The sequence below is a fragment of the Pseudomonas simiae genome, from assembly GCF_000934565.1.
In the GTDB taxonomy this organism is placed as follows: domain Bacteria; phylum Pseudomonadota; class Gammaproteobacteria; order Pseudomonadales; family Pseudomonadaceae; genus Aquipseudomonas; species Aquipseudomonas simiae.
This window is the reverse complement of sequence record NZ_CP010896.1, coordinates 5,020,350-5,046,136: the sequence shown is the minus strand read 5'-3', so window position 1 is coordinate 5,046,136 and position 25,787 is coordinate 5,020,350. Positions and strand designations below refer to the sequence as shown.

Genomic DNA, 25,787 nt, shown 5'->3' with positions numbered 1-25,787 from the left:
ATGCCATTGCGCCTTGCGCTGCTTTTGCTTGTTACCGGTCTCGCGGCCGGTTGTGTTTCATCGGGTCATGAGAGCCCTTTGCAAACCGGTAAAGGCCGTGAGGAGGCGCGGGTTGCCTATGTGCAGCTGGGCTTGGGTTACCTGCAACAAGGCATGAGCGAGCACGCCAAGGTGCCGTTGAAGAAAGCGCTTGAGCTGGACAGCGACGATCCCGATGCCAATGGCGCACTGGCCCTGGTGTTCCAGGCCCAGGCCGAGCCGGAACTGGCCGAACAGTATTTCCATAAGGCCCTGGCTGCCCGTCCTGCCGACCCACGGCTGCTGAACAATTACGGCAGCTTCCTGTTCGAGCAGACACGTTATGACCAGGCCGCCCTTTATTTCCAGCAAGCCAGCACTGATACCCTCTATCCTGAGCGTTCGAGGGTGTTCGAGAACCTTGGGGTTACCTCGATGCGCCTCGGCCAGCGTGACAGCGCTCGCCAGCACCTGGAAAAAGCCCTGCATTTGAACGGTCGCCAGCCTCGGGCATTGCTTGAAATGGCTGAGTTGTCCTACGAAGACAGGCATTATGTGCCGGCACGTGACTATTACGAGCGCTTTAGCCTGCTCAGCGGGCAAAATGCACGTAGTCTATTGCTCGGCGTGCGCTTGGCGACGGTTCATGAAGAACGCGACACGGCCGCACGTTTTGGCCAGCAACTCGAACGACTCTATCCCGGTACGCCGGAATATCAGCAATACCTGTCGGAGCAATGATGAAAGCGGCGCACCCGGAAGTTGTAGCAGCTAATCGCGTAAACCCAGGCGACACCTTGCGTCAGGCCCGTGAAAGCAATGGTTGGTCGCTGGCGGAAGTGGCCCTCAAGCTCAATCTGACCACGACGTCCCTGGGCAATCTGGAAGCTGGCGCGTTCGATAAGCTGCCTGGGCACACCTTTGCCCGTGGCTATATCCGCGCCTATGCCAAATTGCTGGGTATCGACCAGGCCATACTGGTCCAGGAATTCGACCAGTTCACCGGCACCGACTCCCAGGGCAGCAACGTGCACGGCCTGGGTCGCATCGAAGAGCCTGTACGGGTTTCCCACACGATTTTGCGTATTGTCAGCCTGTTGCTGCTGATCGCGGTCATCGGTGGCGGTTTCGTCTGGTGGCAGGACCAGGCCTCCCAACGTACCAAGGACCTGACCAGCAACGCCATGGAGCACGTCGAAGTCGAAAGCGCCGACGGCACCACTCAGATTCATCCGCTGGACGAGCCGGAAGACCAGGCCGTTGCCGAAGGCCAGGCCTTGCCTGAAGCACCGGTTGCCACCGAGCAGCCAGCAGCACCGGAAACCGCGCCAGCCGCGACCGCTGCCGCACCGACTCCCGCGACGCCGGCTGCTCCGGTTGCCCAGACACCGGCAACTCCCGTGCAGACGCCAGCGACGCCGGCTCCCGCCGCTCCGGTAGCGCCTGCTATTTCGCCGCCCACCGCACCAGCGTTGATCGCCGGTGATGGTCGTGTACAGATCACCTTCATCGCTGACTGCTGGACGCAGGTCACCGATGGCAATGGCAAAGTGCTGTTTAGCGGTCTGAAGCGTAAGGGAGATACGCTTGACCAGGGCGGCAAGCCTCCTTTGACGCTGCGTCTGGGTTTTGCCCGTGGCGCGCAAGTGGCCTACAACGGCCAGCCTGTGGACGTAGCGCCGTTCACCACCGGCGAAACTGCTCGCCTGAAGTTGGGACAATAGTCATGCACGGCGAATCTCCAATCAAACGTCGCGTATCGCGCAAGATCTGGGTCGGCTCGGTGCCGGTGGGGGGCGATGCCCCCATCGCGGTCCAGAGCATGACCAACAGCGACACCAATGACGTGGCCGCCACCGTTGCCCAGATCAACCGTCTGGAAGCTGCGGGCGTGGACATCGTGCGCGTGTCCGTGCCGGACATGGACGCTGCCGAAGCTTTTGGTCGCATCAAGCAACTGGTCAAGGTGCCGTTGGTTGCCGACATTCACTTCGACTACAAGATCGCGTTGCGTGTGGCCGAACTGGGTGTGGACTGCCTGCGTATCAATCCGGGCAACATCGGTCGTGAAGACCGTGTGCGTGCGGTGGTGGACGCGGCCCGCGACCGTGGCATTCCAATCCGTATCGGCGTCAACGCCGGTTCGCTGGAAAAAGACCTGCAAAAGAAATACGGCGAGCCGACGCCGGCAGCGCTGGTTGAATCGGCGCTGCGCCACGTTGAACACCTTGAACGCCTGAATTTCCAGGACTTCAAGGTCAGCGTAAAGGCCTCCGACGTGTTCATGGCAGTAGAAGCCTACCGCCTGCTGGCCAAGGAAATCGTGCAGCCGTTGCACCTGGGTATCACTGAAGCGGGCGGTTTACGCTCAGGCACAGTGAAATCTGCGGTGGGTCTCGGTATGCTGCTCGCCGAAGGAATTGGCGATACTATCCGCATCTCGCTGGCGGCAGACCCTGTAGAGGAAGTGAAAGTCGGTTACGACATCCTCAAGTCCCTGCGTTTGCGTTCCCGTGGCATCAATTTCATTGCCTGCCCGAGCTGCTCGCGGCAGAACTTCGACGTGGTGAAAACCATGAACGACTTGGAGTTGCGCCTTGAAGACCTGCTGGTGCCGCTGGATGTTGCGGTTATCGGTTGTGTGGTCAACGGGCCGGGCGAAGCCAAAGAAGCCCATGTGGGCCTGACCGGTGGTACGCCGAACCTGATCTACATCGACGGCAAGCCGTCGCAGAAGTTGACGAATGACAATCTGGTGGATGAGCTGGAAAAGCTGATCCGCGAGAAAGCGGCCGAGAAGGTCGCGGCTGACGCAGCGCTGATCGCGCGCGGCTAAGAACGAATTTAAGGATTTGATGTGAGCAAGTCTTTGCAAGCCATTCGTGGCATGAACGACATCCTGCCGGAACAGACGCCGCTGTGGCGCTATTTCGAGGGCACTGTCGCGCGCCTGCTGGATAACTACGGTTATAAGCAGATCCGCATGCCGATTGTCGAGTTCACCGAGCTGTTCAAACGCTCCATCGGTGAAGTGACTGACATCGTCGAAAAAGAGATGTACACCTTTGAAGACCGCAACGGCGACTCCCTGACCCTGCGTCCGGAAGGCACTGCCGCGTGCGTGCGCGCCGTGCTTGAGCATGGCCTCACCGGTGCTGGCCAGCCGCAAAAGTTGTGGTACATCGGCCCGATGTTTCGTCACGAACGCCCCCAGAAAGGCCGTTATCGCCAGTTTCACCAGATCGGCCTGGAAGTGTTCAACATCGACGGCCCGGACATCGACGCCGAGCTGATCGTGCTGACCTGGCGCCTGTGGGGCCTGCTGGGTATCCGCGACGCGGTCAAGCTTGAACTCAACAGCCTGGGTACCAGCGAATCCCGCGGCCGCTATAAAGTGGCCCTGGTCGAATACCTGTCGGCCCACCTGGACAAGTTGGACGAAGACAGCCAGCGCCGTCTGAAGACCAACCCGTTGCGCGTCCTCGATACCAAGAACGCCGACACCCAGGCCGTGCTGGTCAATGCGCCGAAAATGGCCGATTACCTGGACGACGAGTCCCGTATCCACTTCGAGGGCCTCAAGGCTCGTCTGGAGGCGGCCGGTATTCCGTTCGAAATCAACACCAAACTGGTGCGCGGCCTCGATTATTACAGCAAGACCGTGTTCGAGTGGGTCACCGACAAACTCGGCGCCCAGGGCACCGTGTGTGCCGGTGGTCGTTACGACGGCCTGGTCGAGCAGATGGGCGGCAAACCGACCACCGGTGTGGGCTTCGCCATGGGCATCGAGCGGCTGATCCTGCTGCTGGAAACCCTGGAGAAGGTCCCGGAAGAGATCTCCCGTCAGGTGGACGTGTACCTGTGCGCCTTTGGCGAGGCCGCCGAACTGGCTGCCCTGGCCCTGAGCGAAAAGGTCCGCGACCAACTGCCAAACCTGCGCCTGCAAGTCAATGCCGGCGCCGGCAGCTTCAAGAGCCAGTTCAAGAAGGCCGACAAGAGCGGTGCGCTGTATGCATTGATCCTTGGCGATGACGAGCTGGCCCAGCAAGTGATAGGTTTCAAACCCCTGCGTGGCCAGGGCGAGCAACAGAACATTGCCTTTGATGCGCTCGCTGCGCACTTGGCCACCTGCGTCGTGCAGGGTTGAAGCTGTCGAACAGCCGAATTTAGCGATTAAGGAGTATTGGGGTGTCGAGTACTGATGATGAGCAACTGGCCGAGTTCAAGGACTGGTGGCAGCGTAACGGCAAGCCCCTGGTTACTGGCGGCCTGCTGGCTTTAGTGGTGGTGTTCGGCTGGCAAGCCTGGACCAAGTATCAGGCCAACCAGTCCCAAGGCGCCTCGATCGTCTATCAGCAATTGCTGGAAACCACCCTGACGCCGGACGGCAAGCCTGATCCTGCGCAGGTTGCAGACCTGGCCGGCAAGCTGAAGAACGAATTCGGCGGTAGCACCTACGCCCAATACGGCAGCCTGTTCGTCGCGAAAGTCGCGGTAGACACCGGCAAGCTGGATGACGCCGCCGCAGAGCTGAAGGCCATCGCCGACAAACCGACCAACCCAACCCTGGGTGAAATCGCACGTCAGCGCCTGGCTCAGGTCCTGGCGGCACAGAACAAGGCTGACGAAGCACTCAAACTGCTCGACGGCGATGCTGACAAGGCATTTGTAGCCACTCGCGAAGAGCTCAAGGGCGACCTGTTGGTCCAATTGGGTCGTACCGACGAAGCCAATGCTGCGTACCAAAAAGCCAAGGCGGCGCTGTCTGATGAAGCGGCGGTCGGTGGCTTACAAATCAAGCTGGACGACTTGGCCAAAGGGGATGCGTGACGTGATCCGTTGGAAACATGCAGCATTGCTGGCTCTGGCCGTTCTGGCCGCGGGTTGCAGCAGCAACAGTAAAAAAGAACTGCCGCCTGCGGAGCTGACCAGCTTCAAGGAAGAAGTGGTCCTGCAAAAGCAGTGGAGTCGCTCCATCGGTGACGGTCAGGGCGAAACCTACAACATGCTGGTACCGGCAATCGACGGTGACAACATTGTGGCCGCTGATGTCACCGGCGTGGTGATCTCCATGGATCGCATGAACGGCGACGTCAAGTGGAAGAAAGACCTCGAATTGCCAGTTTCCGGCGCCGTAGGCGTGGGTTACGGCATGGTCATGCTCGGCACGCTGAAAGGCGAAGTCGTAGCCCTGGATTCCAGCACCGGTGAAGAGAAATGGCGCGCCCGCGTGACCAGTGAAGTACTCGCACCGCCTGCCACCAACGGCGATATCGTCGTGGTGCAAACCCAGGACGACCGTGTGATCGGCCTCGACGCCAGCACTGGCGAACAGCGCTGGTTGTATGACAGCACCCCAGCGGTGCTGACGCTGCGCGGTACCAGTGGTCCGATTGTGACCAACAATCTGGCCGTTGCAGGCCTGTCGACCGGTAAAGTGGTCGCGCTGGATACCCAGAACGGCGTGCCGGCCTGGGAAACCCGTGTGGCCATCCCGCAAGGCCGTTCCGAACTGGACCGCGTAGTGGACATCGACGGTGGCTTGCTGCTGTCCGGTGAAACCCTCTACGTCGCCACTTACCAGGGCCGTGTTGCGGCACTGGACCTGCAGAGCGGCCGTGTGAACTGGCAGCGTGATGCTTCCAGCTACGCCGGTGTCGCCCAAGGGTTTGGCAGCGTCTACGTCAGCCTGGCGTCCGGTACCGTTGAAAGTGTCGACGAACGTTCCACGACCGCGCTGTGGAGCAACGACTCTCTGGCCCGCCGTCAACTGTCGGCACCGGAAGTGTTCTCCAGCTACGTCGCCGTGGGTGACTTCGAAGGCTACCTGCACCTGTTGAGCCAGGTAGACGGTCGCTTCGTGGGTCGCGAGCGTATCGACAGCGACGGCCTGCGTGCGCGTCCGCTGGTCGTGGGTAACATGCTTTATGTGTATGGCAACAGCGGCAAGCTGGAAGCCCTGACCATCAAGTAAGAACTATGCTTGGGGTAACACCCAGGCGGCCCCGCTTCGGCGGGGCATGCGGCATCTGACGATGCTGCCCCGAGCACCAGCCGCTGCCTTGCAGCGGCTTTTGTATTTTCTGAAATAACGAAGTGGAGAGCCGCATGGTTCCCGTAATCGCCCTGGTGGGCCGACCTAACGTCGGCAAGTCCACCTTGTTCAACCGCCTGACCAGGACTCGCGACGCCATCGTCGGCGACTTGTCCGGTCTGACCCGTGATCGCCAATACGGTGAGGCAAAGTGGCAAGGGCGCTCCTACATTATTGTCGACACCGGTGGTATCTCCGGTGATGAGCATGGCATGGACGAAAAGATGGCCGAGCAGTCGCTGCTGGCCATTGAAGAAGCCGATGTCGTGTTGTTCCTGGTGGACGCCCGTGCAGGCTATACCGCCGCCGACCAGATGATTGGCGAGCACCTGCGCAAGCGCAACAAGCGTTCCTACGTGGTCGCCAACAAGATCGACAACATCGATCCTGAACTGGCCCGTGCCGAATTCAGCCCGATGGGCCTGGGCGATGCGATCCCGATCGCCGGTGCCCACGGTCGTGGCATTACCCAGATGTTGGAAATTGCCCTCAGCAGCTTTCCGAAGGATAACGCCGAGGAAGAAGAGGGTGAGGAAGAGATCGTCGCCGAAGGTGAGGAAGCCAAGCGCATTCCAGGCCCGAGTGAAAAAGACGGTATCAAGATCGCCATCATCGGCCGTCCAAACGTTGGTAAGTCCACGCTGGTCAACCGTATGCTCGGTGAAGACCGGGTCATCGTCTACGACCAACCCGGCACCACCCGCGACAGCATCTACATCCCGTTCGAACGTAACGAGGAAAAGTACACGCTGATCGACACCGCCGGTGTGCGCAAGCGCGGCAAGATCCACGAGGAAGTTGAAAAGTTCTCGGTGGTGAAAACCCTGCAAGCGATCAAAGACGCCAACGTGGTGATCTTCGTGATGGACGCCCGCGAAGGCGTGGTGGACCACGACCTCAACCTGCTGGGCTTCGCCCTGGAGGCCGGTCGGGCACTGGTGATCGCGATCAACAAGTGGGACGGCATGACGCCGAGCGAGCGCGATTTCGTCAAGATTGAGCTGCAGCGTCGGTTGTTCTTCGTCGAGTTCGCCGATATCCACTTTATCTCGGCACTGCACGGCACCGGTGTGGGCAACCTCTACGCGTCCGTACAGAACTCGTTCAAGTCTGCCGTCACCCGCTGGCCGACCAACCGCCTGACCCAGATCCTGGAAGATGCCGTTGGCGAGCACGCGCCGCCGATGGTCAACAACCGCCGGATCAAACTGCGTTACGCCCACTTGGGTGGTGCCAACCCGCCGATTATCGTGATCCACGGTAACCAGATCGAGAAGGTGCCGAAGTCCTATGTGCGTTACCTGGAAAACACCTACCGCCGTGTCTTGAAACTGGTCGGTACGCCGATCCGTATCGAGTTCAAGGGTGGCGAGAACCCATACGAAGGCAACAAGAACACACTGACTGACCGTCAGGTGAACAAGAAGCGTCGTTTGATGACTCACCACAAAAAGGCCGACAAGAAGCGCCGCGACAAGCGCTGATTCCGACCTCGCAAAAAGGGCTCTTGATGAGCCCTTTTTTGTGCGCGACGGTTTGTGCCTTGACCCGATGCGGTCGGCAGCTTAAAACTTGGGGCTCACCTGCAGGGGCTTCCGATGATCACCAGCAAGCTGCCGAATGTCGGCACGACCATTTTCACCACCATGTCGCAACTCGCTGCCGAAACCGGCGCGCTCAACCTGTCCCAAGGCTTCCCGGACTTCAATGGCCCCCAGGGTTTGCTCGACGCGGTGGGCAAGCATATCGCCCTTGGGCATAACCAATATGCGCCAATGACCGGCCTGCCGGTGCTGCGGCAGCAAGTGGCCGCCAAGATCGCCCGCAGTTACGGGGCCACGGTCGATGCCGACAGTGAAGTGACCATCACCCCTGGCGCCACCGAGGCAATCTTCTGCGCGATCCAGGCGGTGATTCGTAATGGCGATGAAGTGATCGTGTTCGACCCCAGCTACGACAGCTATGAGCCTTCAGTGGAGCTGGCCGGTGGTCGCTGCGTGCATGTGCAACTGAGCCTGAGCGGCTTTGCCCTCGACTTCGAGAAAATAAAGGCGGCGCTGTCTCCGCGCACGCGCATGATCATTCTCAATACCCCTCACAACCCGACAGGTGCCTTGATCAGCCGCGCTGAGCTGGACCAGTTGGCCGAATTGATCCGTGACCGCGACATCTACCTGGTCAGCGATGAAGTCTACGAACACCTGGTATTTGACGGCGTGGCTCATGTCAGCGTGTTGGCGCACGAAGAACTCTACCCACGTGCGTTCGTGGTCAGCTCTTTCGGCAAGACTTACCACGTCACCGGTTGGAAAACCGGCTATGTGGTCGCGCCGCCAGCCCTCACCGCCGAACTGCGCAAGGTGCACCAATACGTCAATTTCTGCGGTGTGACCCCCCTGCAATACGCGCTGGCCGACTTCATGGCTGAACACCCTGAACATGTCGAGGAACTCCCGGCTTTCTACCAGGCCAAGCGTGACCTGTTCTGCGACCTGTTGGCAGCGTCCCGTTTCAGCTTTACCCGAGTGACAGGAACCTACTTCCAACTGGTGGATTACTCACAGATCCGCCCGGACCTGGATGACGTCGCCATGTCCCTGTGGATGACCCGCGAACACGGCGTGGCAACGATCCCGGTCTCGGTGTTCTACCAGACCCCACCCCAAGGCCAGCGCCTGGTGCGCCTGTGCTTTGCCAAACGCGAGGAAACGCTGCGCCAAGCGGCGGAAAAACTATGCGTGATCTGAGTGCACTGCCGAACCTGAACATCGCCCTGGTCCAGACCAACCTGGCCTGGCATGACCGCCAAGCCAACCTTGAACACTTCGAGCTGCTGCTTGAACAAGCCCAAGGCGCCGACCTGATTGTGCTGCCGGAGATGTTCACCACCGGCTTCTCGATGGAGTCACAAACCCTCGCGGAGCCTGAGTACGGCCCGGCCCATCATTGGCTCCAGGCCCAGGCGGCGAAGTACAACGCGGTGATCACCGGCAGTGTGATCATCCAGGCCGCGGACGGCAGCCACCGCAACCGCTTGTTATGGGCGCGTCCGGATGGCGAGGTGCTGCATTACGACAAGCGCCATCTGTTCCGCATGGCCGGTGAACACAATCATTACACCCCCGGCGAACGCCAGGTGCAGTTCGAATTGAAGGGCTGGCGTATTCGCCCGTTGATCTGCTACGACCTGCGCTTTCCGGTGTGGAGTCGCGACGCTCAGGACACTGACCTGCTGCTGTACACCGCCAACTGGCCGGGTGCGCGGCGTTCACACTGGAACCGGCTGCTGCCGGCGCGGGCCATCGAGAACCTGTGCTACGTGGCGGCGGTGAACCGTGTGGGCACGGATGGCAAAGGCTTTGCCTACACCGGGGACAGTCAGGTGCTCGACTTCCAGGGTGAGACCTTGCTCAGTGCGGGGGAGGCGGACGGGGTGTTCCAAGTGAACCTGGATGCGGCGGAATTGGCGGCTTACCGCACGCGGTTTCCCGCGAACTTGGACGCCGATACTTTTCAGTTTGTCTGAAGCACCGCCTTCGCGAGCAAGCCCGCTCCCACACTTGACCGCGTTTATCCTGTAGGAATACGGTCAAAATGTGGGAGCGGGCTTGCTCGCGAAGAGGCCATCAGCATCACCCACAACCCAAAGCAAAAAAGGCCCCTGGATTCTCACCCAGAGGCCTTTCATATTTCAGCAGCCAGTTACGCCGCCTTGGCTTCCTGCTGGCTCAACGAGCGATTCAGCGCACTGAACAGCGCCTTGAAGCTGGCGGTGGTGATGTTCTCATCAATACCCACACCATGCACCGGACGCTCACCGTTCACGCGCAGCTCGATGTAGGCCGCCGCTTTAGCATTGGTGCCCGCACCGATTGCATGTTCGTTGTAGTCCATGATCTCCACACCAATCGGCAGGCCCGCCACGAGCGCTTCCAGCGCGCCATTGCCTTTGCCTTTCCAGTGCAGGTTGGTTTCGCCCTGGCCCTTGCCGGAGACTTCTACCTCGACAAAGCTGTTGCCGTTTTCTTCTTGCAGGCGATGGCTGACCAGCGCGTACGGCGTATTGGCTTGCAGGTACTCACGCTGCAGCAAGGCGTAGATCTGCGGCGCTGTCATCTCCAGGCCCACGCGGTCGGTTTCGGCCTGTACCACTTGGCTGAACTCGATCTGCATGCGACGCGGCAAGCTGATGTCGTATTCCTGCTCCAGCAGGTAGGCGATGCCGCCTTTGCCCGACTGGCTGTTCACACGAATCACCGCCTCGTAGCTGCGGCCAATGTCGGCTGGGTCGATCGGCAAGTACGGCACTTCCCACAGCGCATCGTCTTTCTGCTGGGAGAAGCCCTTGCGGATCGCGTCCTGGTGAGAGCCGGAGAAGGCGGTGTGCACCAGATCACCTACGTATGGGTGACGTGGGTGCACCTGAATCTGATTGCACTCCTCGACGACCTTGCGCACGCCGTCGATGTCGGAGAAGTCCAGTTGCGGGTCGAGGCCCTGGGTGTACATGTTCAGGGCCACGGTGACCAGGTCGACGTTACCGGTACGCTCGCCGTTGCCGAACAGGCAGCCTTCGACTCGGTCGGCGCCGGCCATCAGGCCCAGCTCGGTGGCGGCCACGCCGGTGCCACGGTCGTTGTGGGTGTGCAGGCTGATGATCACGCTGTCACGACGGTTGATATGACGACCGAACCACTCGATCTGGTCGGCATAGATGTTCGGCGTGGCGCATTCCACGGTGGCCGGCAGGTTGAGGATCATCTTGTGCTCAGGCGTCGGGTTCCACACCTCGATCACCGCGTCACACACTTCCTTGGCGAACTCCAGCTCGGTAGCGCTGAAGGTCTCCGGGGAGTATTCAAAGGTCCACTGGGTTTCCGGCTGCTGAGCGGCGTACTTGACGAACAGCTTGGCGGCGTTGACCGCGATGGCCTTGATGCCTTCCTTGTCCTGGTTGAACACGATGCGGCGGAAGGACGGCGACGTGGCGTTGTACAAGTGCACGATGGCTTTCTTGGCACCGCGCAGGGATTCGAAGGTACGTGCGATCAAGTCTTCACGGCCCTGGGTCAGCACCTGAATGGTGGTGTCCTCGGGGATGTGGTTGTCTTCGATCAGGGTGCGTACGAAGTCGAAGTCGGTTTGCGAGGCGGCCGGGAACGAGGCTTCGATTTCCTTCACGCCGACGGCGACCAGGGTCTTCCAGAAACGCAGCTTTTTCACCGCATCCATTGGCTCGATCAGTGACTGGTTGCCATCACGCAGGTCGGAGCTGCACCAGATCGGCGCTTCAGTGATGGTCTTCGACGGCCAGGTGCGGTCCGGGATGTCGATGGTCGGGAACGCGCGGTACTTCGAAGACGGGTCTTTGAGCATGCTCATCGGGAAATCCTTTGTTGTAGGGGCCGAGAAAAGGCGGCCTGCCGTGGAACTGTTTTTGGGATGCTTTTTAGAGGCGAGGCAGATCGATTCAGCCTGGCAGTCGTGCGCTGACGAGGCACAAACTGCGGTGCTGGCGGAGCTGAATGAGGGTGTGAGAGGTTTTCATAAGCTCAACCCTAACCGCCGGGGTGAAAGATGGCAAGCAGTCGCGAAAAATTGAGAGAAGTTCTGCTATCTACGTAGGAAACGAGATTTTGTGCCTGAGGATGTGTCGAGGGCTGGTTTTAATTGCGCGCCCATTATCAGGCGCGCAATCGAGCATTTCAGGGCTGGAACGCGCCGATAAAGATCGCCGGGTCGACCCGTGCATCGTTCAGGCTGATGTTCCAGTGCATATGCGGCCCGGTCGCGCGGCCCGTGGCGCCGACTTTGCCAACCACCGTGCCACGCGTGAGCTGATCACCGACTTTCACGTCGATCTTCGACATGTGGCAGAACATGCTGATAAAGCCCTGTCCGTGGTCGACGAACACGGTATTGCCGTTGAAGAAGTAGTTGCCCACCAGAATCACTTTACCGTTGGCCGGCGTCTTGATCGGTGTACCGGCCGGCACGGCAAAGTCCAGGCCTGAATGGGGGTTGCGCTCCTCACCGTTGAAGAACCGCCGCACGCCAAACTTGCTCGACAGTGGCCCGTTTACGGGTTTGTCCAACACCAAGTTGCTCGGCAGGTTCGGGCTGAAACTGCGGTAAGCCTTGATCTGCACCGCCAGTTCCGCCTCGATGCGCTTGAGCTGCGCCGGGTCGGGATTCACCTGGCTTTTGTTTTTCAGGGTGATGCGCTGTTCGGGGTACTTCTTGTAGCCGACGATAAACGGCAGGTTGCGCCCGCCGCTGGTGATACGTTCATTGCCGGGCTTGACCGTCAACGGAATGCCGACAATCGCCAGCCAGTTGTCCGCCTCCTTCACCACCAACACCGGCTTGCCCTGGTACGTGGCTTTGGGCGCAGCGGCGGAAGGGCCCAGTTCGACCACGGCAACCCCACCCGGCACCGGCTTGTTCAAGGTGCGGATGATGTAGCTATCGGCATGAGCATTAAAGGCAAGGCACAGCAGCATCAACACACTAAAGAGACGTGGCATCAGTTAGTCCAATAACGAAAGGGTGACGGGTGTCAGGTGGTTGTCTTCCACCCGCACTTGCAATTGGCCCTCACCGAGACGTGCGGTGAGGCGCTGGCCGGTGTGGGTTTGGGCGGCATTGCGAATGGCCTGGCCGCGTTCGTCCAGCAGGATGCTGTAACCACGGCCCAGGGTCGCCAGCGGGCTGACCACGTGCAGCGTCTGCATCTGGCTTTGCAGCTGCAGGCGCCGCGACTTGAGGCCTTCGCGCATGGCGCGGGGCAGGCGTTCGGCGAGGCTGTCCAGGCGTTGGCGCAGCAGCGCAAGTTGCCTGCCAGGGTGTTGGCCGGCGAGGCGGGTTTCCAGGCGGATCAGGCGCTCACGGCGGGTATTGAGGCTGCGCTCGAAAGCTCGGCGCAGGCGCATGTCCAGATCATCCAGGCGCTGGGCTTGCTGGCGCAGGCGCTCGCCAGGGTGACGCAAACGTCGCGCCATGCCCTCCAGGCGCAGGCGGTCGTGGCTCAGGCGGTTGCGCATCAGCATCACCAGGCGGCGATGCAGGTTCTCGACTTGGCGCACCAGATGGCTGGCGTCCGGCGCGAGCAATTCCGCTGCAGCGGAGGGCGTCGGGGCGCGCACGTCGGCCACGAAGTCGCTGATGGACACATCGGTCTCATGCCCGACAGCGCTGACGATTGGCGTGACGCAAGCATCCACCGCACGGGCCACTGCTTCTTCGTTGAAACACCAGAGGTCTTCCAGCGAACCGCCGCCCCGGGCCAGGATCAGCGCATCGAAGCCACGCGCATCTGCCAGTTTCAATGCGCGCACAATTTGCGGGATCGCTTCGCGGCCTTGCACGGCGGTCGGGATCAGTGTCAGTTCAATGTTGGGTGCGCGACGCCGGAACACACTGATGATGTCGCGGATTACCGCGCCAGTCGGCGAACTGATGATGCCAATGCGCCGAGGGTGCGCCGGCAACGGCACTTTGCGTTCGGCGCTGAACAAGCCTTCGGCGCTGAGTTTTTCCTTCAGCGCATCGAACGCCAGGCGCAATGCTCCATCACCGGCGGGCTCCACGGTATCCAGGATCAGCTGGTAATCACCCCGGCCCTCGAACAGCGAAACCTTGCCGCGCACCTTCACTGCCAGGCCATCTTTCAACGCCTGACGCACCCGCGCGGCGTTGTTGCGAAACAGCGCGCAACGCACCTGCGCGCCGCTGTCCTTGAGGGTGAAATACACATGACCAGAGGCCGGGCGGGCAAGGTTGGAGATCTCGCCTTCGACCCAGATATTGGTGAACACGTCTTCCAGCAACACCCGCGCACGGCCGTTGAGCTGGCTGACAGTCAGGACTTCGCGGTCCAGGCCCAGGCGGGCAAAAGGATCTTTAATCATGGGCGGCAGTTTATAGGCATTCGTGCAAGGTTTGGCAGAATTGCTCCACCAGCGCGCTTGGCGTCTGTACGCAGGCCAGGGCCACGGTGCTGAGGCAGTTCGGGTCGGCCAGGGGCAAAAAGTGCAGGTTGGTGGGGGCGATGTCCTGCATGGATTTTGGTAACAAGGCAATACCGAAGCCGGCCTGGATCAACTGCAATTGGGTGGTCTTGCGTGACATCACCCGTGCGGCCTTGGGGAAGAATCCTGCACGCATGCACAATTCGGCTGACAGATAACTCAAGCCGCCGCGCTGGGGATGGGGAATCGAGATGAACGCTTCGTCCTTCAACTGCTCCAGTGCGATAGGCGAATGGCTGCGCGCGAGTGCGTGATTCGGCGGCACCGCCAGCAACAGCTGCTCGCTATATAAAGGCACGACGCGTACGCCTTCGCGCTGGCGCAACACGGGCAGGCGCAATAGCCCAACGTCCAGGCGACCGTCAGCGATCTGTTCCAGCTGCGCTTCGGAGGACAGTTTGACGATATCCATCGACACCCCTGGGCAGCGTTCCAGCCAGGTGCTGATACCCTGCAGCAATGGACCGCTCATCGGCACCGTGCTCGAATGGCTCAGGCGCAGCGTCCCCCGTTCGCCATTACCTACCTGCGTCGCCATCTCGCTGGCCTTGAGCAGTTCGCTCAGCAGATTGCGTGCTCGCGGGTAGAACGCTTCACCTGCCGCAGTGAGTCGTGGTTGGCGTGCAGTGCGCTCGAACAGTGGCGTTTGCAACTGTGTTTCGAGCTCTTTGATCTGCCGGCTCAAGGCTGACTGCGCCACAAACAGGCGCTCGGCGGCGGCGCTGAAGCTGCCGCTGTCGGCAATTTCGACGAAGTAACGCAGTTGGCGGGTGGATATCACGCGTCATGCCTTTTCGAGATGGGTGGAGGGCTTTGAAGATATTAGTCGCATCCCTGGCCGCTGGCTAAAGTGAAGGCCATCTCTAATAAGGAATTACCCATGAGCCCGGTTGAGCTGATGAGTCAGTGGTCGTTTGGTGGTGCGGATTGGTTGGTGATCGGCGTGGGTGTGGTGGTGGCCTACATCGTGTTTGGCATCGCCGGTTTCGGCACAGCGCTGGTCGCGGGGCCGATCCTGATACTGTTTATGCCGCTGTCGAAGATCATCCCACTGCTGGTGCTGCTGGATTTTGTCGCGGCGTTTGGCAACTTGCTGCAATCGCGGCGGGACGTGAACAAACCGGAATTGCTGCGCTTGCTGCCGTGCATGGCTATCGGTTGCACACTCGGCGTGGTGTTTTTGCTCAATCTGCACTCGGATCTATTGCTGCTATTGATGGGGCTGTTTATCAGTGCCTACGCGATTTACAGCTTGGCGGTGAAAGCGCGACCGACGCAGCTCGCGAGCGCTTGGTCGATTCCCATGGGTACGGTTGGCGGGTTGTTTGGGGCGCTGTTTGGCAGTGGTGGCTTTTTATATGCGATCTACCTGAACAGCCGCCTGCCCAAGGACGCGGCGCGTGCCACGCAAAGCGCGCTGATCAGCTGCAGCACGGTGGTGCGCCTGAGCCTGTTCCTGGTTGCCGGGGTGTATGCGGATCTGCCGCTGCTGATGTTGGCGCTGTGCCTGTTGCCGGCGATGGCCCTGGGGCTGTGGTGTGGGCGCAGGCTGACGATGCGCATGTCGCGCGAGGCGTTTGTGCGGTTGGTGACCTGGCTGGTGCTTGCCAGTGGCATAGCATTGATTGGACGGTATTTGAGTACTTGACCTGTGTGGAGCAGGGATTAAGCTGCCAGCCTTCAGGGCCCCATCGCGGGCAAGCCCGGCTCCCACACTGGAATGCGATCAACCGTGGGAGCCGGGCTTGCCCGCGATGGCGTCAGACGCCACACCGCAGGACTCCCATGAATTCCCAAAGCATCCTTGTTCCGAAAATCTCCACCTTGCCCGTCCACGAACCCCGCGCCCGGGCGATCGTGCGCTGGCTGGTGCGCAAGAACATCATCAAGGAAGAGCTGACCACCTGTGGCCGCACCGGCAACCGCATGGCCTATGCCTTGGCCGACGGCGCCCGCGCTGTGGTGTTGTACCCCGAGGCGTTGCCGTTCAACGAGCCGATCAACGGCCTGGAGATCATCTACAAGCGTTGCATCTACACGCCGGCCAAGGGCTTTCTCGAAGAAGCCGGTTGCCCGGAATGCCGCAAGGAAGTCGGCGAAGCGCTGTTCGAAAGCCTGGAAGACTGGATGCCCGGCCACACCGACAACTTCACGTGCCCGCTGTGTGGGCATGAAGACGACATCAACGGGTTTCTTTTCCTGCAGGAATGCGGGTTTTCCAACTTGGGATTCATCTTCAATAACTGGGCAGAAGCGGGGTTCAAGCAGAGCTTTATCGACGAATTTGCCGATTGGTTGGACCAGAAGATGAGTTGGGTCAAAGTCGAGCTTTAATCTGTCTGTAGGTGCGAGCTCGCGCCGACAGAAAGGCAGCAGATTTTCTCCATCTATCAGTATTACCAAGTTTGTCAGAGTTTTACATTGAGCCCGACAGGGTGCATGTATATAATGGCGCGCTTCCATTTTCCCGCTCGGGAGCCCCCGCGATGCTGCGTATCAGCCAAGAAGCTCTGACATTCGACGACATTCTCCTAGTGCCCGGTTATTCCGAGGTGCTTCCTAACGAAGTCAGTCTCAAGACCCGCCTAACCCGTGGCATCGAGCTGAATATTCCTCTTGTTTCCGCTGCCATGGACACCGTCACTGAAGCCCGTCTGGCCATCGCCATGGCTCAGGAAGGCGGCATCGGCATCATCCACAAGAACATGACCATCGAGCAGCAAGCTGCCGAAGTGCGCAAGGTCAAGCGTTACGAAGCCGGTGTGGTGAAAGATCCAATCACCATCGAAGCCGACGCCACCGTGCGTGACCTGTTCGACCTGACCCGTCTGCACAACATCTCCGGCGTTCCGGTGCTGCACGATGGCGACCTGGTCGGCATCGTCACTTCCCGTGACGTGCGTTTCGAGAACCGTCTTGAAGTCACTGTCCGTGAAGTGATGACGCCGAAAGAGCGTCTGGTCACTGTCAAGGAAGGCGCCGACAAGAACGATGTGCGCGAACTGCTGCACAAGCACCGCATCGAGCGCGTGCTGATCGTCGACGACAAGTTCGCCCTCAAAGGCATGATGACCGTCAACGACATCGAAAAAGCCAAGGCTTACCCACTGGCCAGCAAGGATGACCAAGGTCGTCTGCGCGTCGGCGCGGCGGTCGGCACTGGTAAAGACACCGGTGACCGTGTTTCGGCCCTGGTCGCTGCCGGTGTTGACGTGGTGGTGGTCGACACTGCCCACGGTCACTCCAAAGGCGTGATCGACCGCGTGCGTTGGGTCAAACAGAACTTCCCTGAAGTGCAAGTGATCGGCGGCAACATCGCCACCGGCGCTGCTGCCAAGGCCCTGGCCGAAGCGGGCGCGGACGCCGTCAAGGTCGGTATCGGCCCAGGGTCGATCTGCACCACGCGTATCGTTGCGGGTGTGGGCGTGCCGCAAATCAGCGCCATCGCCAACGTCGCCGCCGCCCTTGAAGGCACTGGCGTTCCGTTGATCGCCGACGGCGGCATCCGTTTCTCCGGTGACCTGTCCAAGGCCATCGTGGCCGGCGCTTCCTGTGTGATGATGGGCTCGATGTTCGCCGGTACTGAAGAAGCGCCAGGCGAGATCGAACTGTTCCAGGGCCGTTCCTACAAGGCTTACCGTGGCATGGGTTCGCTGGGCGCCATGTCCCAGGCGCAAGGTTCTTCCGACCGTTACTTCCAGGACTCCTCGGCAGGCGCCGAGAAGCTCGTACCGGAAGGCATCGAAGGCCGTGTGCCGTACAAAGGCACCCTGAGCGCGATCATCCATCAACTGATGGGCGGCCTGCGTTCCTCGATGGGCTACACCGGCAGCGCCGACATCGAAGAAATGCGCACCAAGCCAGAGTTCGTACGGATCACCGGCGCCGGCATGGCTGAATCCCATGTCCACGACGTGCAGATCACCAAGGAAGCGCCAAACTACCGCGTAGGTTGAAGCTTCCAGCAAAATGTTAAGTAACCGGGGCTGTTCTTCAGCCCCGAGTTGTTTCTGATTCATTAGACGAGACTGACTTCATGGCCCTCGACATTCACGCCCACCGCATCCTGATCCTCGATTTCGGTTCCCAGTACACCCAGCTGATCGCCCGCCGCGTGCGTGAAATCGGCGTGTACTGCGAACTGCATCCGTTCGACATGGACGACGAAGCGATCCGCGAATTCGCACCGAAAGGCGTCATCCTCGCCGGTGGTCCAGAATCCGTGCACGAAGCCAACAGCCCGCGCTGCCCGCAAGCGGTCTTCGACCTGGGCGTACCGGTGTTCGGCATCTGCTACGGCATGCAGACCATGGCCGAGCAACTGGGCGGCAAGGTGGAAGGCTCCGAGCTGCGTGAATTCGGTTACGCCCGTGTGGACGTGGTTGGCAAGAGCCGCCTGTTGGACGGCATCGAAGACCACATCGACGCCGACGGCCTGTTCGGCCTCGACGTGTGGATGAGCCACGGTGACAAAGTCACCAAGATGCCGGAAGACTTCCACATCCTGGCCAGCACCCCGAGCTGCCCGATCGCCGGTATGTTCAGCGACGAACGTCGTTACTACGGCGTGCAGTTCCACCCGGAAGTGACCCACACCAAGCAAGGCGGCCGCATCCTGTCGCGCTTCATCCTCGACATCTGCGAGTGTGAAGCCCTGTGGACCCCGTCGAAAATCGCTGAAGACGCCATCGCCCAGGTGCGCGCCCAGGTCGGCACCGACAACGTATTGCTCGGCCTGTCCGGCGGCGTTGACTCCTCCGTGGTAGCCGCCCTGCTGCACAAAGCCATTGGCGATCAACTGACCTGCGTGTTCGTCGACAACGGCCTGCTGCGCCTGCACGAAGGCGAGCAAGTGATGGCTATGTTTGCCGAGAACATGGGCGTCAAGGTGATCCGCGCCAACGCCGAGGACCAGTTCCTCAACAACCTGGCCGGCGAGTCCGACCCGGAGAAGAAGCGCAAGATCATCGGCCGTACCTTCATTGACGTGTTCGATGCCCAGTCCAGCAAACTGGACAACATCAAGTACCTCGCCCAAGGCACCATCTACCCCGACGTGATCGAGTCGGCCGGCGCCAAGAGCGGCAAGGCCCATGTGATCAAGTCCCACCACAACGTGGGTGGCCTGCCTGAGGAAATGAACCTCAAGCTGGTAGAGCCGCTGCGCGAACTGTTCAAGGACGAAGTCCGCCGTCTGGGCCTGGAGCTGGGCCTGCCGTACGACATGGTCTACCGCCACCCATTCCCAGGCCCAGGCCTGGGCGTGCGGATCCTCGGTGAAGTGAAGAAGGAATACGCCGACCTGCTGCGTCGCGCCGACCACATCTTCATCGAAGAACTGCGCAAAGCCGACTGGTACCACAAAGTCAGCCAGGCTTTCGTGGTGTTCCAGCCGGTCAAGTCCGTTGGTGTCGTCGGCGATGGCCGTCGTTACGCCTGGGTCGTGGCCCTGCGTGCCGTGGAAACCATCGACTTCATGACCGCCCGCTGGGCACACCTGCCGTACGAACTGCTGGAAACTGTCAGCGGCCGTATCATCAATGAAATCGAAGGCATTTCGCGCGTGACCTATGACGTGTCGAGCAAGCCGCCGGCGACGATTGAGTGGGAGTGATCCCTCATCGCACTACACAAAGGCCCGCGTAAAGCGGGCTTTTGTTTTTGTCGGTACAGGCGTTAAACATTATCTCCGCCAGCTGCGCCAGCCCGAATCCTTCAAGGCACATTTTTATATAGATGTGCTGTCTCATTGGCAGCCGCTGCGCCGCTCATCGGGACTGAGATTTTTTCAGTGCGGCTGACGAAGCACACGTCACCCAGCGAAACCGAGCTTGAGGGCGTTTTGCATCTTCGTCAGGCTGGATTCCGTAGGCTCGGTCAGCTCGGGCGTATGTGGAACTTTCACTCTGCAGATGGCTCTACAAAGGCCTTCTTTTAGACTATTCAGGGATCGAATGAAAACTTCTTTGGCGTTTCCGCTCGCGATCACTTTCGCTCTTATCATGACTGGCTGCAGCAGCCGTCAGGCGGGTGATCTTACTTCAGAGCCGGTCGTTCCACTGGCCATGAATGACCATCAAGCCAGCGTGACTTTCCGTACCATAGGCGGTGAGGGTGATCGTCCTGTCAGTTACACGTACGGGTATGCCAATACTGGATTTGTGAGCGTGGGGGAGCGGGTTTACGACTCTGCTTACTTCAAGCGCATACCGGCTTATCTGAAGAAAATCGGCGGTGGTACTGACAGCGTCAGTAAGCTGGTCGAGGCGGACAAAACGTTGTTCGTGAAAGGGGAGGTCAAGGACAAACCGTTTACCTTTAACGGTATTCCCATGCCTACGCCGTTCGACAAAGAGCAGCCTGTTGCGCAGCAATTCACCCCGCAAGCGAAGAAAAATTACGTGGTTGAAACCGTGATCGCCGACACGTGGGTCATGAACGTGTACGAAGTCTCCGCAACGGGTGAGCGCAAGACCATTGGCGTTCCGAAAAAAGATGCCGGCGCAAACTGACTGCGCAGAGATCCTTGAGAGGCAAAGGCTGAGCGTGATGGGGTGTTATCGACGCGCTACCGTCGATGACCACGCCGCGAGAGTGATGCAGTACTCAGGCGAGCGTTGAATAACAAAACCCCGGCCAGGTGCCGGGGTTTTGTGTTTCAGGCTGCAGGCCAAGTCAAAAAAACTCGTCCAGCAAACAATAGAACTTCAGACGCTGCTCATCGGGCTCCACACCATACACCTGAAAAAAGGGCTTCACCCATGCCTGGCCCAGGTTGCGTTCAATACTTCGCGCTGCCAGGGCCAGGTCTTGATAACGGTCACTGATCCCCAGGCGACCGCAGTCGATGAAACCGCTGAAGCGACCATCGGCTGTCATGAAGTTCGGCAGGCAGGCGTCGCCGTGGGTGACGACCCGATCATGGGTCTTTGGCTGGGTCGACAACAGTTCGGCAAACACGTCCTCGGCACTTCGCCCCAGTCGCTCGTCGTCAAAGTCCGACGCGTCCACCAGCCCCGCGCTGACGTGTTCCCGGGCGCGGGTGATACGTTGATCAAGTGAGTGATCGAAGGGGCAAAGTGCGACAGGAAGCTGATGCAACGTACGCAGCGCTGTCGCCAGTATGTGGATGACCTGCGCGGCAGAAAGCTCGTTGGCGCTGGCCAGGTTCTGTCCGGGCACGGTGGTCATCAGCAGCCAATGGCGATGGTCTTCTTTCACTTCATCCAGGACCCCAGGCGCAGGCAGATCAACTTGCCGCAGCCACCGAAGCCGCTCGATTTCGTCTGCCAGCTCACCATGTTCCTCAAGGGGTTCGGACTTCAGGAACAGGTCCGTGCCGTCGTCCTGGCGCAGGCGAAAGACATCTGCGCGCGATTCGCCGATGACTTGCTGCTCAATGAGCGCATGAGGGTATTGTTCACGCCATTTGTTTGGAATTTTCATGGATGTTTCCGGCTTACCGACGCGCAATGTCCGAAAAATAAAACTTATCCAACGTATGCCGCGACTCGGTGTACTCGAACTGCCGCCCGTCCTGCAAAAACGTCTGGTTACTCACCACGATCACATGGCTCTGCCCTTCGAGGTCCAGGTGGGTCTGGTCGTCCTTGCCGCGTGGCAGGGCTTCGATGGTGCGTTGGGCGTAGGCAATTTGCAGCTGCAATGTCTGTTCGATAAAGGCGTAGATCGACTGTTCGGCAATCGAGCGGTCCAGGCCGGGGATCACGTCGGCCACGAAGTGGTTGATGTCGAGGATCACCCGTTTGCCGCCGATGCGCCGTACCCGTTTGATACGGGTGATCAGGGTGCCGGGTTCTGCTTCGATGTGTTGCAGCAGTGAACCTTCCAGCGGGAATTGAGTGAATTCGACCACTTCTGTGTGCACGTCATCGCCCAGGTCGGCGTGGGTTTCGTGGAAGCTGACGATACCGCCCAGTTGGAACTCGATCGGGTTGGGCGACAACACGAAAGTACCCTTGCCGTGGATCTTTTGCGCAAACCCTCGCTCCTGCAACTGCTCGATGGCCCGACGCACGGTGCCTCGGCTGGCCTGGTAGCTGTCCATCAGTTCGGTTTCGGAGGGAAGGCGTGTGCCGCGCTGCAGGCGTTCGGTGGTGATGCTGGCAAGCAGATCCGTATAGATCTGGTTGTATTTGCTCATGGGGATGGCTCTTTGCCGGGGTTGCGGTCAAGGCAGGAACCTTAGTGGCAGAGAGGGTGTTTGTCCATTAGACCCTTGGCTTTATGCGGCTTGCAGCGATGCGCTGTCCTACAAAAAATAAACAAAGTGTAACTCGTACAGACGAGTTGTTGCTTTAACTCGTACAGACGAGTACTTTTGGCCTCGGCGTGCTGCCAATGACTGTCCCCCAATAAAAAAATCAAAGTGGAAACCAAGCATGAGCCACGACTATTCGACCATCGCCCGCGAGATTCTCGAGAACCTCGGGGGCAGCGACAATCTTGAGCAAGCTGCCCATTGTGTTACCCGCCTGCGCCTGGCACTCAAGGACCCGAGCCTGGTCAACAGCAGCGCACTGAACCAGGTCGACCTGGTCAAGGGGTCGTTCTTCACCGGTGGGTTGTTCCAGGTGGTGATCGGCCCCGGCGAAGTGGAGAAGGTCTACGCCGCCCTGCGCGAACAGACCGGCCTCGCCGCCGCCACCATCGCCGACGTGAAGAAGAAGGGCGCCGACAAGACCAACGCGATGCAGCGTCTGGTGCGGGTGTTCTCCGACGTGTTCATGCCGATCCTGCCTGCGCTGATCATTGCCGGCCTGTTGATGGGTGTGAACAACCTGATGGGCGCCCAGGGCATGTTCATCGAGGGCAAGACGCTGCTGGAGGCCTATCCGAACCTGGATGGCCTGTGGAGCCTGATCAACCTGATGGCCAACACCTCGTTCGTGTTCCTCCCGGCGCTGGTGGGCTGGTCGGCGGCCAAACGTTTTGGCGGCAGTGAAATCCTCGGCATCGTGCTTGGCCTGATGCTGGTGCATCCGGATTTGCTCAACGCCTGGAACTACGGCAAGGCGGTCGCCGGGCTGGACGGCCAGAGCCTGCCGTACTTCGATATTTTCGGTTGGTTCAAGATTGAGAAAGTGGGTTATCAGGGGCAGATCCTGCCGATCCTGATGGCCGCCTATGTGATGAGCGTGATTGAGAAAGGGCTGCGGGCGCGAGTGCCCAATGCGATTCAACTGCTGGTCGTGCCGATTACCACCATCGTCGTCACTGGCGTGCTCGCCCTGGCCATTATCGGTCCGGTGACCCGTCACCTCGGCATCCTGATCACCGAAGGCGTGGTCACCCTGTTTGACCTGGCGCCGATGGTGGGCGGGGCGATTTTCGGCCTGCTGTACGCCCCGCTGGTGATCACCGGCATGCACCACATGTTCCTCGCCGTGGACCTGCAACTGATCTCCACCCAGGGCGGCACCTTCATCTGGCCGATGATCGTCATGTCCAACCTGGCCCAGGGCAGCGCCGCGCTCGCGGTGTTCTACACCACCCGCAATGCGCGGGACAAAAGCATGGCGTCCACCTCAGCGATTTCCGCGTACTTCGGCATCACTGAACCGGCGATGTTCGGGGTGAACCTGCGCTTCAAATTTCCCTTTTATGCGGCCCTCGTGGGCTCGGCGTTGGGCAGCATTTTCCTCGCGCTGAACAAGGTGCAGGCGTCGGCCATTGGGGTGGGGGGCTTGCCTGGGTTTATCTCGATCGTGCCGCAATCCATTGCGGTGTTTGTGATCGGCATGGTCATCGCGATGGTGGTGCCGTTTGTTTTGACCTGTGGGTTGAGCATGAAAATTGTTCGGCCGGGGTATCGCGTCGCTTGATCGATTGCTATCGCAGGCAAGCCAGCTCCCACATTTGAAATGCATTCCAACCTGTGGGCGCGGCGGTGCGACGACTCGACTCGCTCGCGAAGGGGCCCTGAAGGCCAGCACACAACTCTACTGAAGGAACCCACCATGCAAGACTGGCAACACTCGGTGATCTACCAGATCTACCCCAAAAGCTTCCACAGCCACGCGGGTAACGCCACCGGTGACCTGCTGGGCATCGTGGACAAACTCGACTACCTCAAATGGCTCGGTGTCGACTGCCTCTGGATCACGCCATTCCTGCGCTCGCCGCAACGGGATAACGGCTACGACATCAGCGACTACTACGCCATCGACCCCAGCTACGGGACCATGGCTGACTGCGATCTGCTGATCAGCGAAGCGGCCAAGCGTGGCATCAAGCTGATGCTCGACATCGTGGTCAACCACACGTCCATCGAGCACGAGTGGTTCCAGCAGGCGCGCAGCAGCCTCGACAACCCCTACCGCGACTTCTACATCTGGCGCGACCAGCCGAACAACTGGGAATCCAAGTTCGGCGGCTCGGCCTGGGAATACGAGGCGCAGACCGGCCAGTACTTCCTGCACCTGTTCGATCACACCCAGGCCGACCTCAATTGGGACAACCCCAAGGTGCGCGCCGAGGTGTTCAAGCTGATGCGCTTCTGGCGCGACAAGGGTGTGGGTGGTTTCCGCCTGGACGTGATCAACCTGATCTCCAAGCCCGCCGATTTTCCCGAGGACAACACTGACGGCCGCCGGTTCTACACCGACGGCCCGAACGTGCACGAATACCTGCAGGAAATGCACCGCGAAGTCTTCGAAGGGCATGACCTGATCAACGTCGGCGAAATGTCGTCCACCAGCCTGGAGCACTGCATCCGCTACTCGCGGCCGGAGTCGAAAGAGCTGTCGATGACCTTCAACTTTCATCACCTGAAAGTCGACTACCCGAACCTGCAAAAGTGGGTGAAGGCGGATTTCGACTTCCTGCAACTCAAGCAGATCTTCACCGACTGGCAACTGGGCATGCAGGCCGGCGGTGGATGGAACGCGTTGTTCTGGTGTAACCACGACCAGCCACGGGTGGTCTCGCGTTTCGGCAATGACGGCGAGCATCGTGTGGTCTCGGCGAAGATGCTGGCGACTGCGCTGCACTTCCTCCAGGGCACGCCGTATGTGTACCAGGGCGAAGAGCTGGGCATGACCAATCCGGGCTTTGACAGGATCGAGCAATACCGTGACGTGGAGTCGCTGAACATCTTCCGCCTCAAGCGCGATGCCGGTGAGCCCGAGGCGTCAAGCATGGCGGCGATCATGCAGAAGTCGCGGGATAACGGGCGTACGCCAATGCAGTGGAATGCCGGGGAAAACGCCGGTTTCAGCACCGGTGAGCCCTGGATTGGCATTCCGGCCAACGCGGCGCAGATCAACGTCGAAAGCCAACTGGATGACCCGGATTCGGTGCTGCATCACTACCGCGCGCTGATTGCCTTGCGTCGTCACGAACCGCTGATCCAGGAAGGTGTTTACCGCCCACTGCTGCAAGACCACTTGCGGGTCTGGGCGTACCTGCGTGAAGGCCATGGCGAGCGCCTGCTGGTGCTGAACAACTTCTACGGCACGCCCTGCGAAATCCAACTGCCGGACAACGTGATCAACCCGGCCCGCGAACAGCGCGTGCTGATCAGCAACTACCCCGACTGCCCGCAACGTACCGCCACGGTCACGCTGCGTCCTTACGAATCGTTTGTGCTGCACCTCACGGATTGAGACCCGCTGCAACCCCGT

The 25,787-nt window shown here is 60.0% G+C and carries 22 protein-coding genes; 16 read left to right on the top strand and 6 right to left on the bottom strand.

Annotated features, from left to right (window positions below):
- The 9 genes from pilW (at window position 1) to PF1751_RS22860 (ending at window position 9,638) form a co-directional block, all read left to right on the top strand.
- Window positions 1-759 carry a type IV pilus biogenesis/stability protein PilW gene (gene pilW, locus PF1751_RS22900; protein ID WP_010207908.1) on the top strand — a complete coding sequence of 253 codons (759 nt, stop codon included), beginning with the start codon at window positions 1-3 and terminating at the stop codon, window positions 757-759.
- Entirely contained in the window at window positions 759-1,742 is a 984-nt protein-coding gene (locus tag PF1751_RS22895) for a RodZ domain-containing protein (protein ID WP_042571610.1), read from the top strand. The genes pilW and PF1751_RS22895 overlap by 1 nt, the downstream gene beginning before the upstream one ends.
- 2 nt (window positions 1,743-1,744) lie before the next feature.
- A complete protein-coding gene (ispG, locus tag PF1751_RS22890; protein WP_003175952.1) occupies window positions 1,745-2,854 on the top strand; it encodes a flavodoxin-dependent (E)-4-hydroxy-3-methylbut-2-enyl-diphosphate synthase in 1,110 nt (369 codons plus the stop codon).
- A 21-nt stretch (window positions 2,855-2,875) separates the two neighbouring features.
- Window positions 2,876-4,165 (top strand): histidine--tRNA ligase, encoded by a 1,290-nt coding sequence (hisS, locus tag PF1751_RS22885; protein WP_010207913.1) that lies wholly within the window; start codon window positions 2,876-2,878, stop codon window positions 4,163-4,165.
- A gap of 41 nt (window positions 4,166-4,206) precedes the next feature.
- On the top strand, window positions 4,207-4,848 hold the full coding sequence (locus tag PF1751_RS22880; RefSeq protein WP_010207915.1) for a YfgM family protein: 642 nt from the start codon (window positions 4,207-4,209) through the stop codon (window positions 4,846-4,848).
- Window positions 4,841-5,992, top strand: a complete 1,152-nt coding sequence (gene bamB / locus PF1751_RS22875; RefSeq protein ID WP_021492276.1) for an outer membrane protein assembly factor BamB — start codon at window positions 4,841-4,843, stop codon at window positions 5,990-5,992. Before PF1751_RS22880 ends, bamB begins: the two co-directional genes overlap by 8 nt.
- Window positions 5,993-6,126: 134 nt before the next feature.
- Window positions 6,127-7,596, top strand: coding sequence for a ribosome biogenesis GTPase Der (gene der, locus PF1751_RS22870; protein ID WP_010207919.1), 1,470 nt, complete (start codon window positions 6,127-6,129; stop codon window positions 7,594-7,596).
- Between the two features lie 114 nt (window positions 7,597-7,710).
- On the top strand, window positions 7,711-8,859 hold the full coding sequence (locus PF1751_RS22865; protein ID WP_042571609.1) for a pyridoxal phosphate-dependent aminotransferase: 1,149 nt from the start codon (window positions 7,711-7,713) through the stop codon (window positions 8,857-8,859).
- On the top strand, window positions 8,847-9,638 hold the full coding sequence (locus tag PF1751_RS22860) for an amidohydrolase (RefSeq protein ID WP_010207922.1): 792 nt from the start codon (window positions 8,847-8,849) through the stop codon (window positions 9,636-9,638). The genes PF1751_RS22865 and PF1751_RS22860 overlap by 13 nt, the downstream gene beginning before the upstream one ends.
- Window positions 9,639-9,814: 176 nt before the next feature.
- On the opposite strand, the gene leuA is transcribed toward PF1751_RS22860, so the two are convergent.
- The 4 genes from leuA to PF1751_RS22835 form a co-directional block, all read right to left on the bottom strand.
- The gene (leuA, locus tag PF1751_RS22855) at window positions 9,815-11,494 is read right to left on the bottom strand and encodes a 2-isopropylmalate synthase (RefSeq protein WP_010207924.1); all 1,680 of its coding nucleotides are present in this window, start codon (window positions 11,492-11,494) and stop codon (window positions 9,815-9,817) included.
- 323 nt (window positions 11,495-11,817) lie between these two features.
- Complete coding sequence (locus PF1751_RS22845; protein ID WP_010207926.1) at window positions 11,818-12,639, bottom strand: M23 family metallopeptidase; 822 nt, start codon at window positions 12,637-12,639, stop codon at window positions 11,818-11,820.
- A 3-nt stretch (window positions 12,640-12,642) separates the two neighbouring features.
- On the bottom strand, window positions 12,643-14,022 hold the full coding sequence (gene xseA / locus PF1751_RS22840) for an exodeoxyribonuclease VII large subunit (protein ID WP_010207928.1): 1,380 nt from the start codon (window positions 14,020-14,022) through the stop codon (window positions 12,643-12,645).
- A gap of 10 nt (window positions 14,023-14,032) precedes the next feature.
- On the bottom strand, window positions 14,033-14,923 hold the full coding sequence (locus PF1751_RS22835; RefSeq protein ID WP_010207932.1) for a LysR family transcriptional regulator: 891 nt from the start codon (window positions 14,921-14,923) through the stop codon (window positions 14,033-14,035).
- A 99-nt stretch (window positions 14,924-15,022) separates the two neighbouring features.
- Between PF1751_RS22835 and PF1751_RS22830 the strand changes: the two genes are divergently transcribed.
- The 5 genes from PF1751_RS22830 (at window position 15,023) to PF1751_RS22810 (ending at window position 20,654) form a co-directional block, all read left to right on the top strand.
- Window positions 15,023-15,790 (top strand): sulfite exporter TauE/SafE family protein, encoded by a 768-nt coding sequence (locus PF1751_RS22830; protein WP_010207934.1) that lies wholly within the window; start codon window positions 15,023-15,025, stop codon window positions 15,788-15,790.
- A gap of 137 nt (window positions 15,791-15,927) precedes the next feature.
- Complete coding sequence (locus PF1751_RS22825) at window positions 15,928-16,476, top strand: hypothetical protein (protein WP_044287834.1); 549 nt, start codon at window positions 15,928-15,930, stop codon at window positions 16,474-16,476.
- A 152-nt stretch (window positions 16,477-16,628) separates the two neighbouring features.
- The gene (guaB, locus tag PF1751_RS22820) at window positions 16,629-18,098 is read left to right on the top strand and encodes an IMP dehydrogenase (RefSeq protein ID WP_010207937.1); all 1,470 of its coding nucleotides are present in this window, start codon (window positions 16,629-16,631) and stop codon (window positions 18,096-18,098) included.
- 80 nt (window positions 18,099-18,178) lie between these two features.
- On the top strand, window positions 18,179-19,756 hold the full coding sequence (guaA, locus tag PF1751_RS22815) for a glutamine-hydrolyzing GMP synthase (RefSeq protein ID WP_010207938.1): 1,578 nt from the start codon (window positions 18,179-18,181) through the stop codon (window positions 19,754-19,756).
- A 340-nt stretch (window positions 19,757-20,096) separates the two neighbouring features.
- Window positions 20,097-20,654: a hypothetical protein gene (locus PF1751_RS22810; RefSeq protein WP_010207940.1), complete on the top strand. Its 558-nt coding sequence runs from the start codon at window positions 20,097-20,099 to the stop codon at window positions 20,652-20,654.
- Between the two features lie 163 nt (window positions 20,655-20,817).
- On the opposite strand, the gene PF1751_RS22805 is transcribed toward PF1751_RS22810, so the two are convergent.
- Together PF1751_RS22805 and treR are read right to left on the bottom strand one after the other, a co-directional pair.
- The gene (locus tag PF1751_RS22805; RefSeq protein WP_021492270.1) at window positions 20,818-21,588 is read right to left on the bottom strand and encodes an APH(3')-II family aminoglycoside O-phosphotransferase; all 771 of its coding nucleotides are present in this window, start codon (window positions 21,586-21,588) and stop codon (window positions 20,818-20,820) included.
- Between the two features lie 13 nt (window positions 21,589-21,601).
- Complete coding sequence (treR, locus tag PF1751_RS22800; protein ID WP_010207942.1) at window positions 21,602-22,306, bottom strand: trehalose operon repressor; 705 nt, start codon at window positions 22,304-22,306, stop codon at window positions 21,602-21,604.
- 238 nt (window positions 22,307-22,544) lie between these two features.
- On the opposite strand from treR, the gene treP reads away from it, so the two are divergent.
- Window positions 22,545-23,987, top strand: coding sequence for a PTS system trehalose-specific EIIBC component (gene treP / locus PF1751_RS22795; RefSeq protein ID WP_010207943.1), 1,443 nt, complete (start codon window positions 22,545-22,547; stop codon window positions 23,985-23,987).
- Between the two features lie 135 nt (window positions 23,988-24,122).
- Window positions 24,123-25,769: an alpha,alpha-phosphotrehalase gene (gene treC / locus PF1751_RS22790; RefSeq protein WP_010207945.1), complete on the top strand. Its 1,647-nt coding sequence runs from the start codon at window positions 24,123-24,125 to the stop codon at window positions 25,767-25,769.
- Window positions 25,770-25,787: the final 18 nt, after the last annotated feature.

Bases quoted from the DNA above. Each gene is read 5' to 3' on its own strand.
- leuA (WP_010207924.1), bottom strand. From the start codon at position 11,494: ATGAGCATGCTCAAAGACCCGTCTTCGAAGTACCGCGCGTTCCCGACC.
- treP (WP_010207943.1), top strand. From the start codon at position 22,545: ATGAGCCACGACTATTCGACCATCGCCCGCGAGATTCTCGAGAACCTC.
- guaA (WP_010207938.1), top strand. From the start codon at position 18,179: ATGGCCCTCGACATTCACGCCCACCGCATCCTGATCCTCGATTTCGGT.
- PF1751_RS22810 (WP_010207940.1), top strand. From the start codon at position 20,097: ATGAAAACTTCTTTGGCGTTTCCGCTCGCGATCACTTTCGCTCTTATC.
- PF1751_RS22865 (WP_042571609.1), top strand. From the start codon at position 7,711: ATGATCACCAGCAAGCTGCCGAATGTCGGCACGACCATTTTCACCACC.
- xseA (WP_010207928.1), bottom strand. From the start codon at position 14,022: ATGATTAAAGATCCTTTTGCCCGCCTGGGCCTGGACCGCGAAGTCCTG.
- PF1751_RS22805 (WP_021492270.1), bottom strand. From the start codon at position 21,588: ATGAAAATTCCAAACAAATGGCGTGAACAATACCCTCATGCGCTCATT.
- ispG (WP_003175952.1), top strand. From the start codon at position 1,745: ATGCACGGCGAATCTCCAATCAAACGTCGCGTATCGCGCAAGATCTGG.
- PF1751_RS22830 (WP_010207934.1), top strand. From the start codon at position 15,023: ATGAGCCCGGTTGAGCTGATGAGTCAGTGGTCGTTTGGTGGTGCGGAT.
- pilW (WP_010207908.1), top strand. From the start codon at position 1: ATGCCATTGCGCCTTGCGCTGCTTTTGCTTGTTACCGGTCTCGCGGCC.
- PF1751_RS22825 (WP_044287834.1), top strand. From the start codon at position 15,928: ATGAATTCCCAAAGCATCCTTGTTCCGAAAATCTCCACCTTGCCCGTC.
- der (WP_010207919.1), top strand. From the start codon at position 6,127: ATGGTTCCCGTAATCGCCCTGGTGGGCCGACCTAACGTCGGCAAGTCC.
- PF1751_RS22895 (WP_042571610.1), top strand. From the start codon at position 759: ATGAAAGCGGCGCACCCGGAAGTTGTAGCAGCTAATCGCGTAAACCCA.
- bamB (WP_021492276.1), top strand. From the start codon at position 4,841: ATGCGTGACGTGATCCGTTGGAAACATGCAGCATTGCTGGCTCTGGCC.
- PF1751_RS22860 (WP_010207922.1), top strand. From the start codon at position 8,847: ATGCGTGATCTGAGTGCACTGCCGAACCTGAACATCGCCCTGGTCCAG.
- guaB (WP_010207937.1), top strand. From the start codon at position 16,629: ATGCTGCGTATCAGCCAAGAAGCTCTGACATTCGACGACATTCTCCTA.
- treR (WP_010207942.1), bottom strand. From the start codon at position 22,306: ATGAGCAAATACAACCAGATCTATACGGATCTGCTTGCCAGCATCACC.
- PF1751_RS22845 (WP_010207926.1), bottom strand. From the start codon at position 12,639: ATGCCACGTCTCTTTAGTGTGTTGATGCTGCTGTGCCTTGCCTTTAAT.
- treC (WP_010207945.1), top strand. From the start codon at position 24,123: ATGCAAGACTGGCAACACTCGGTGATCTACCAGATCTACCCCAAAAGC.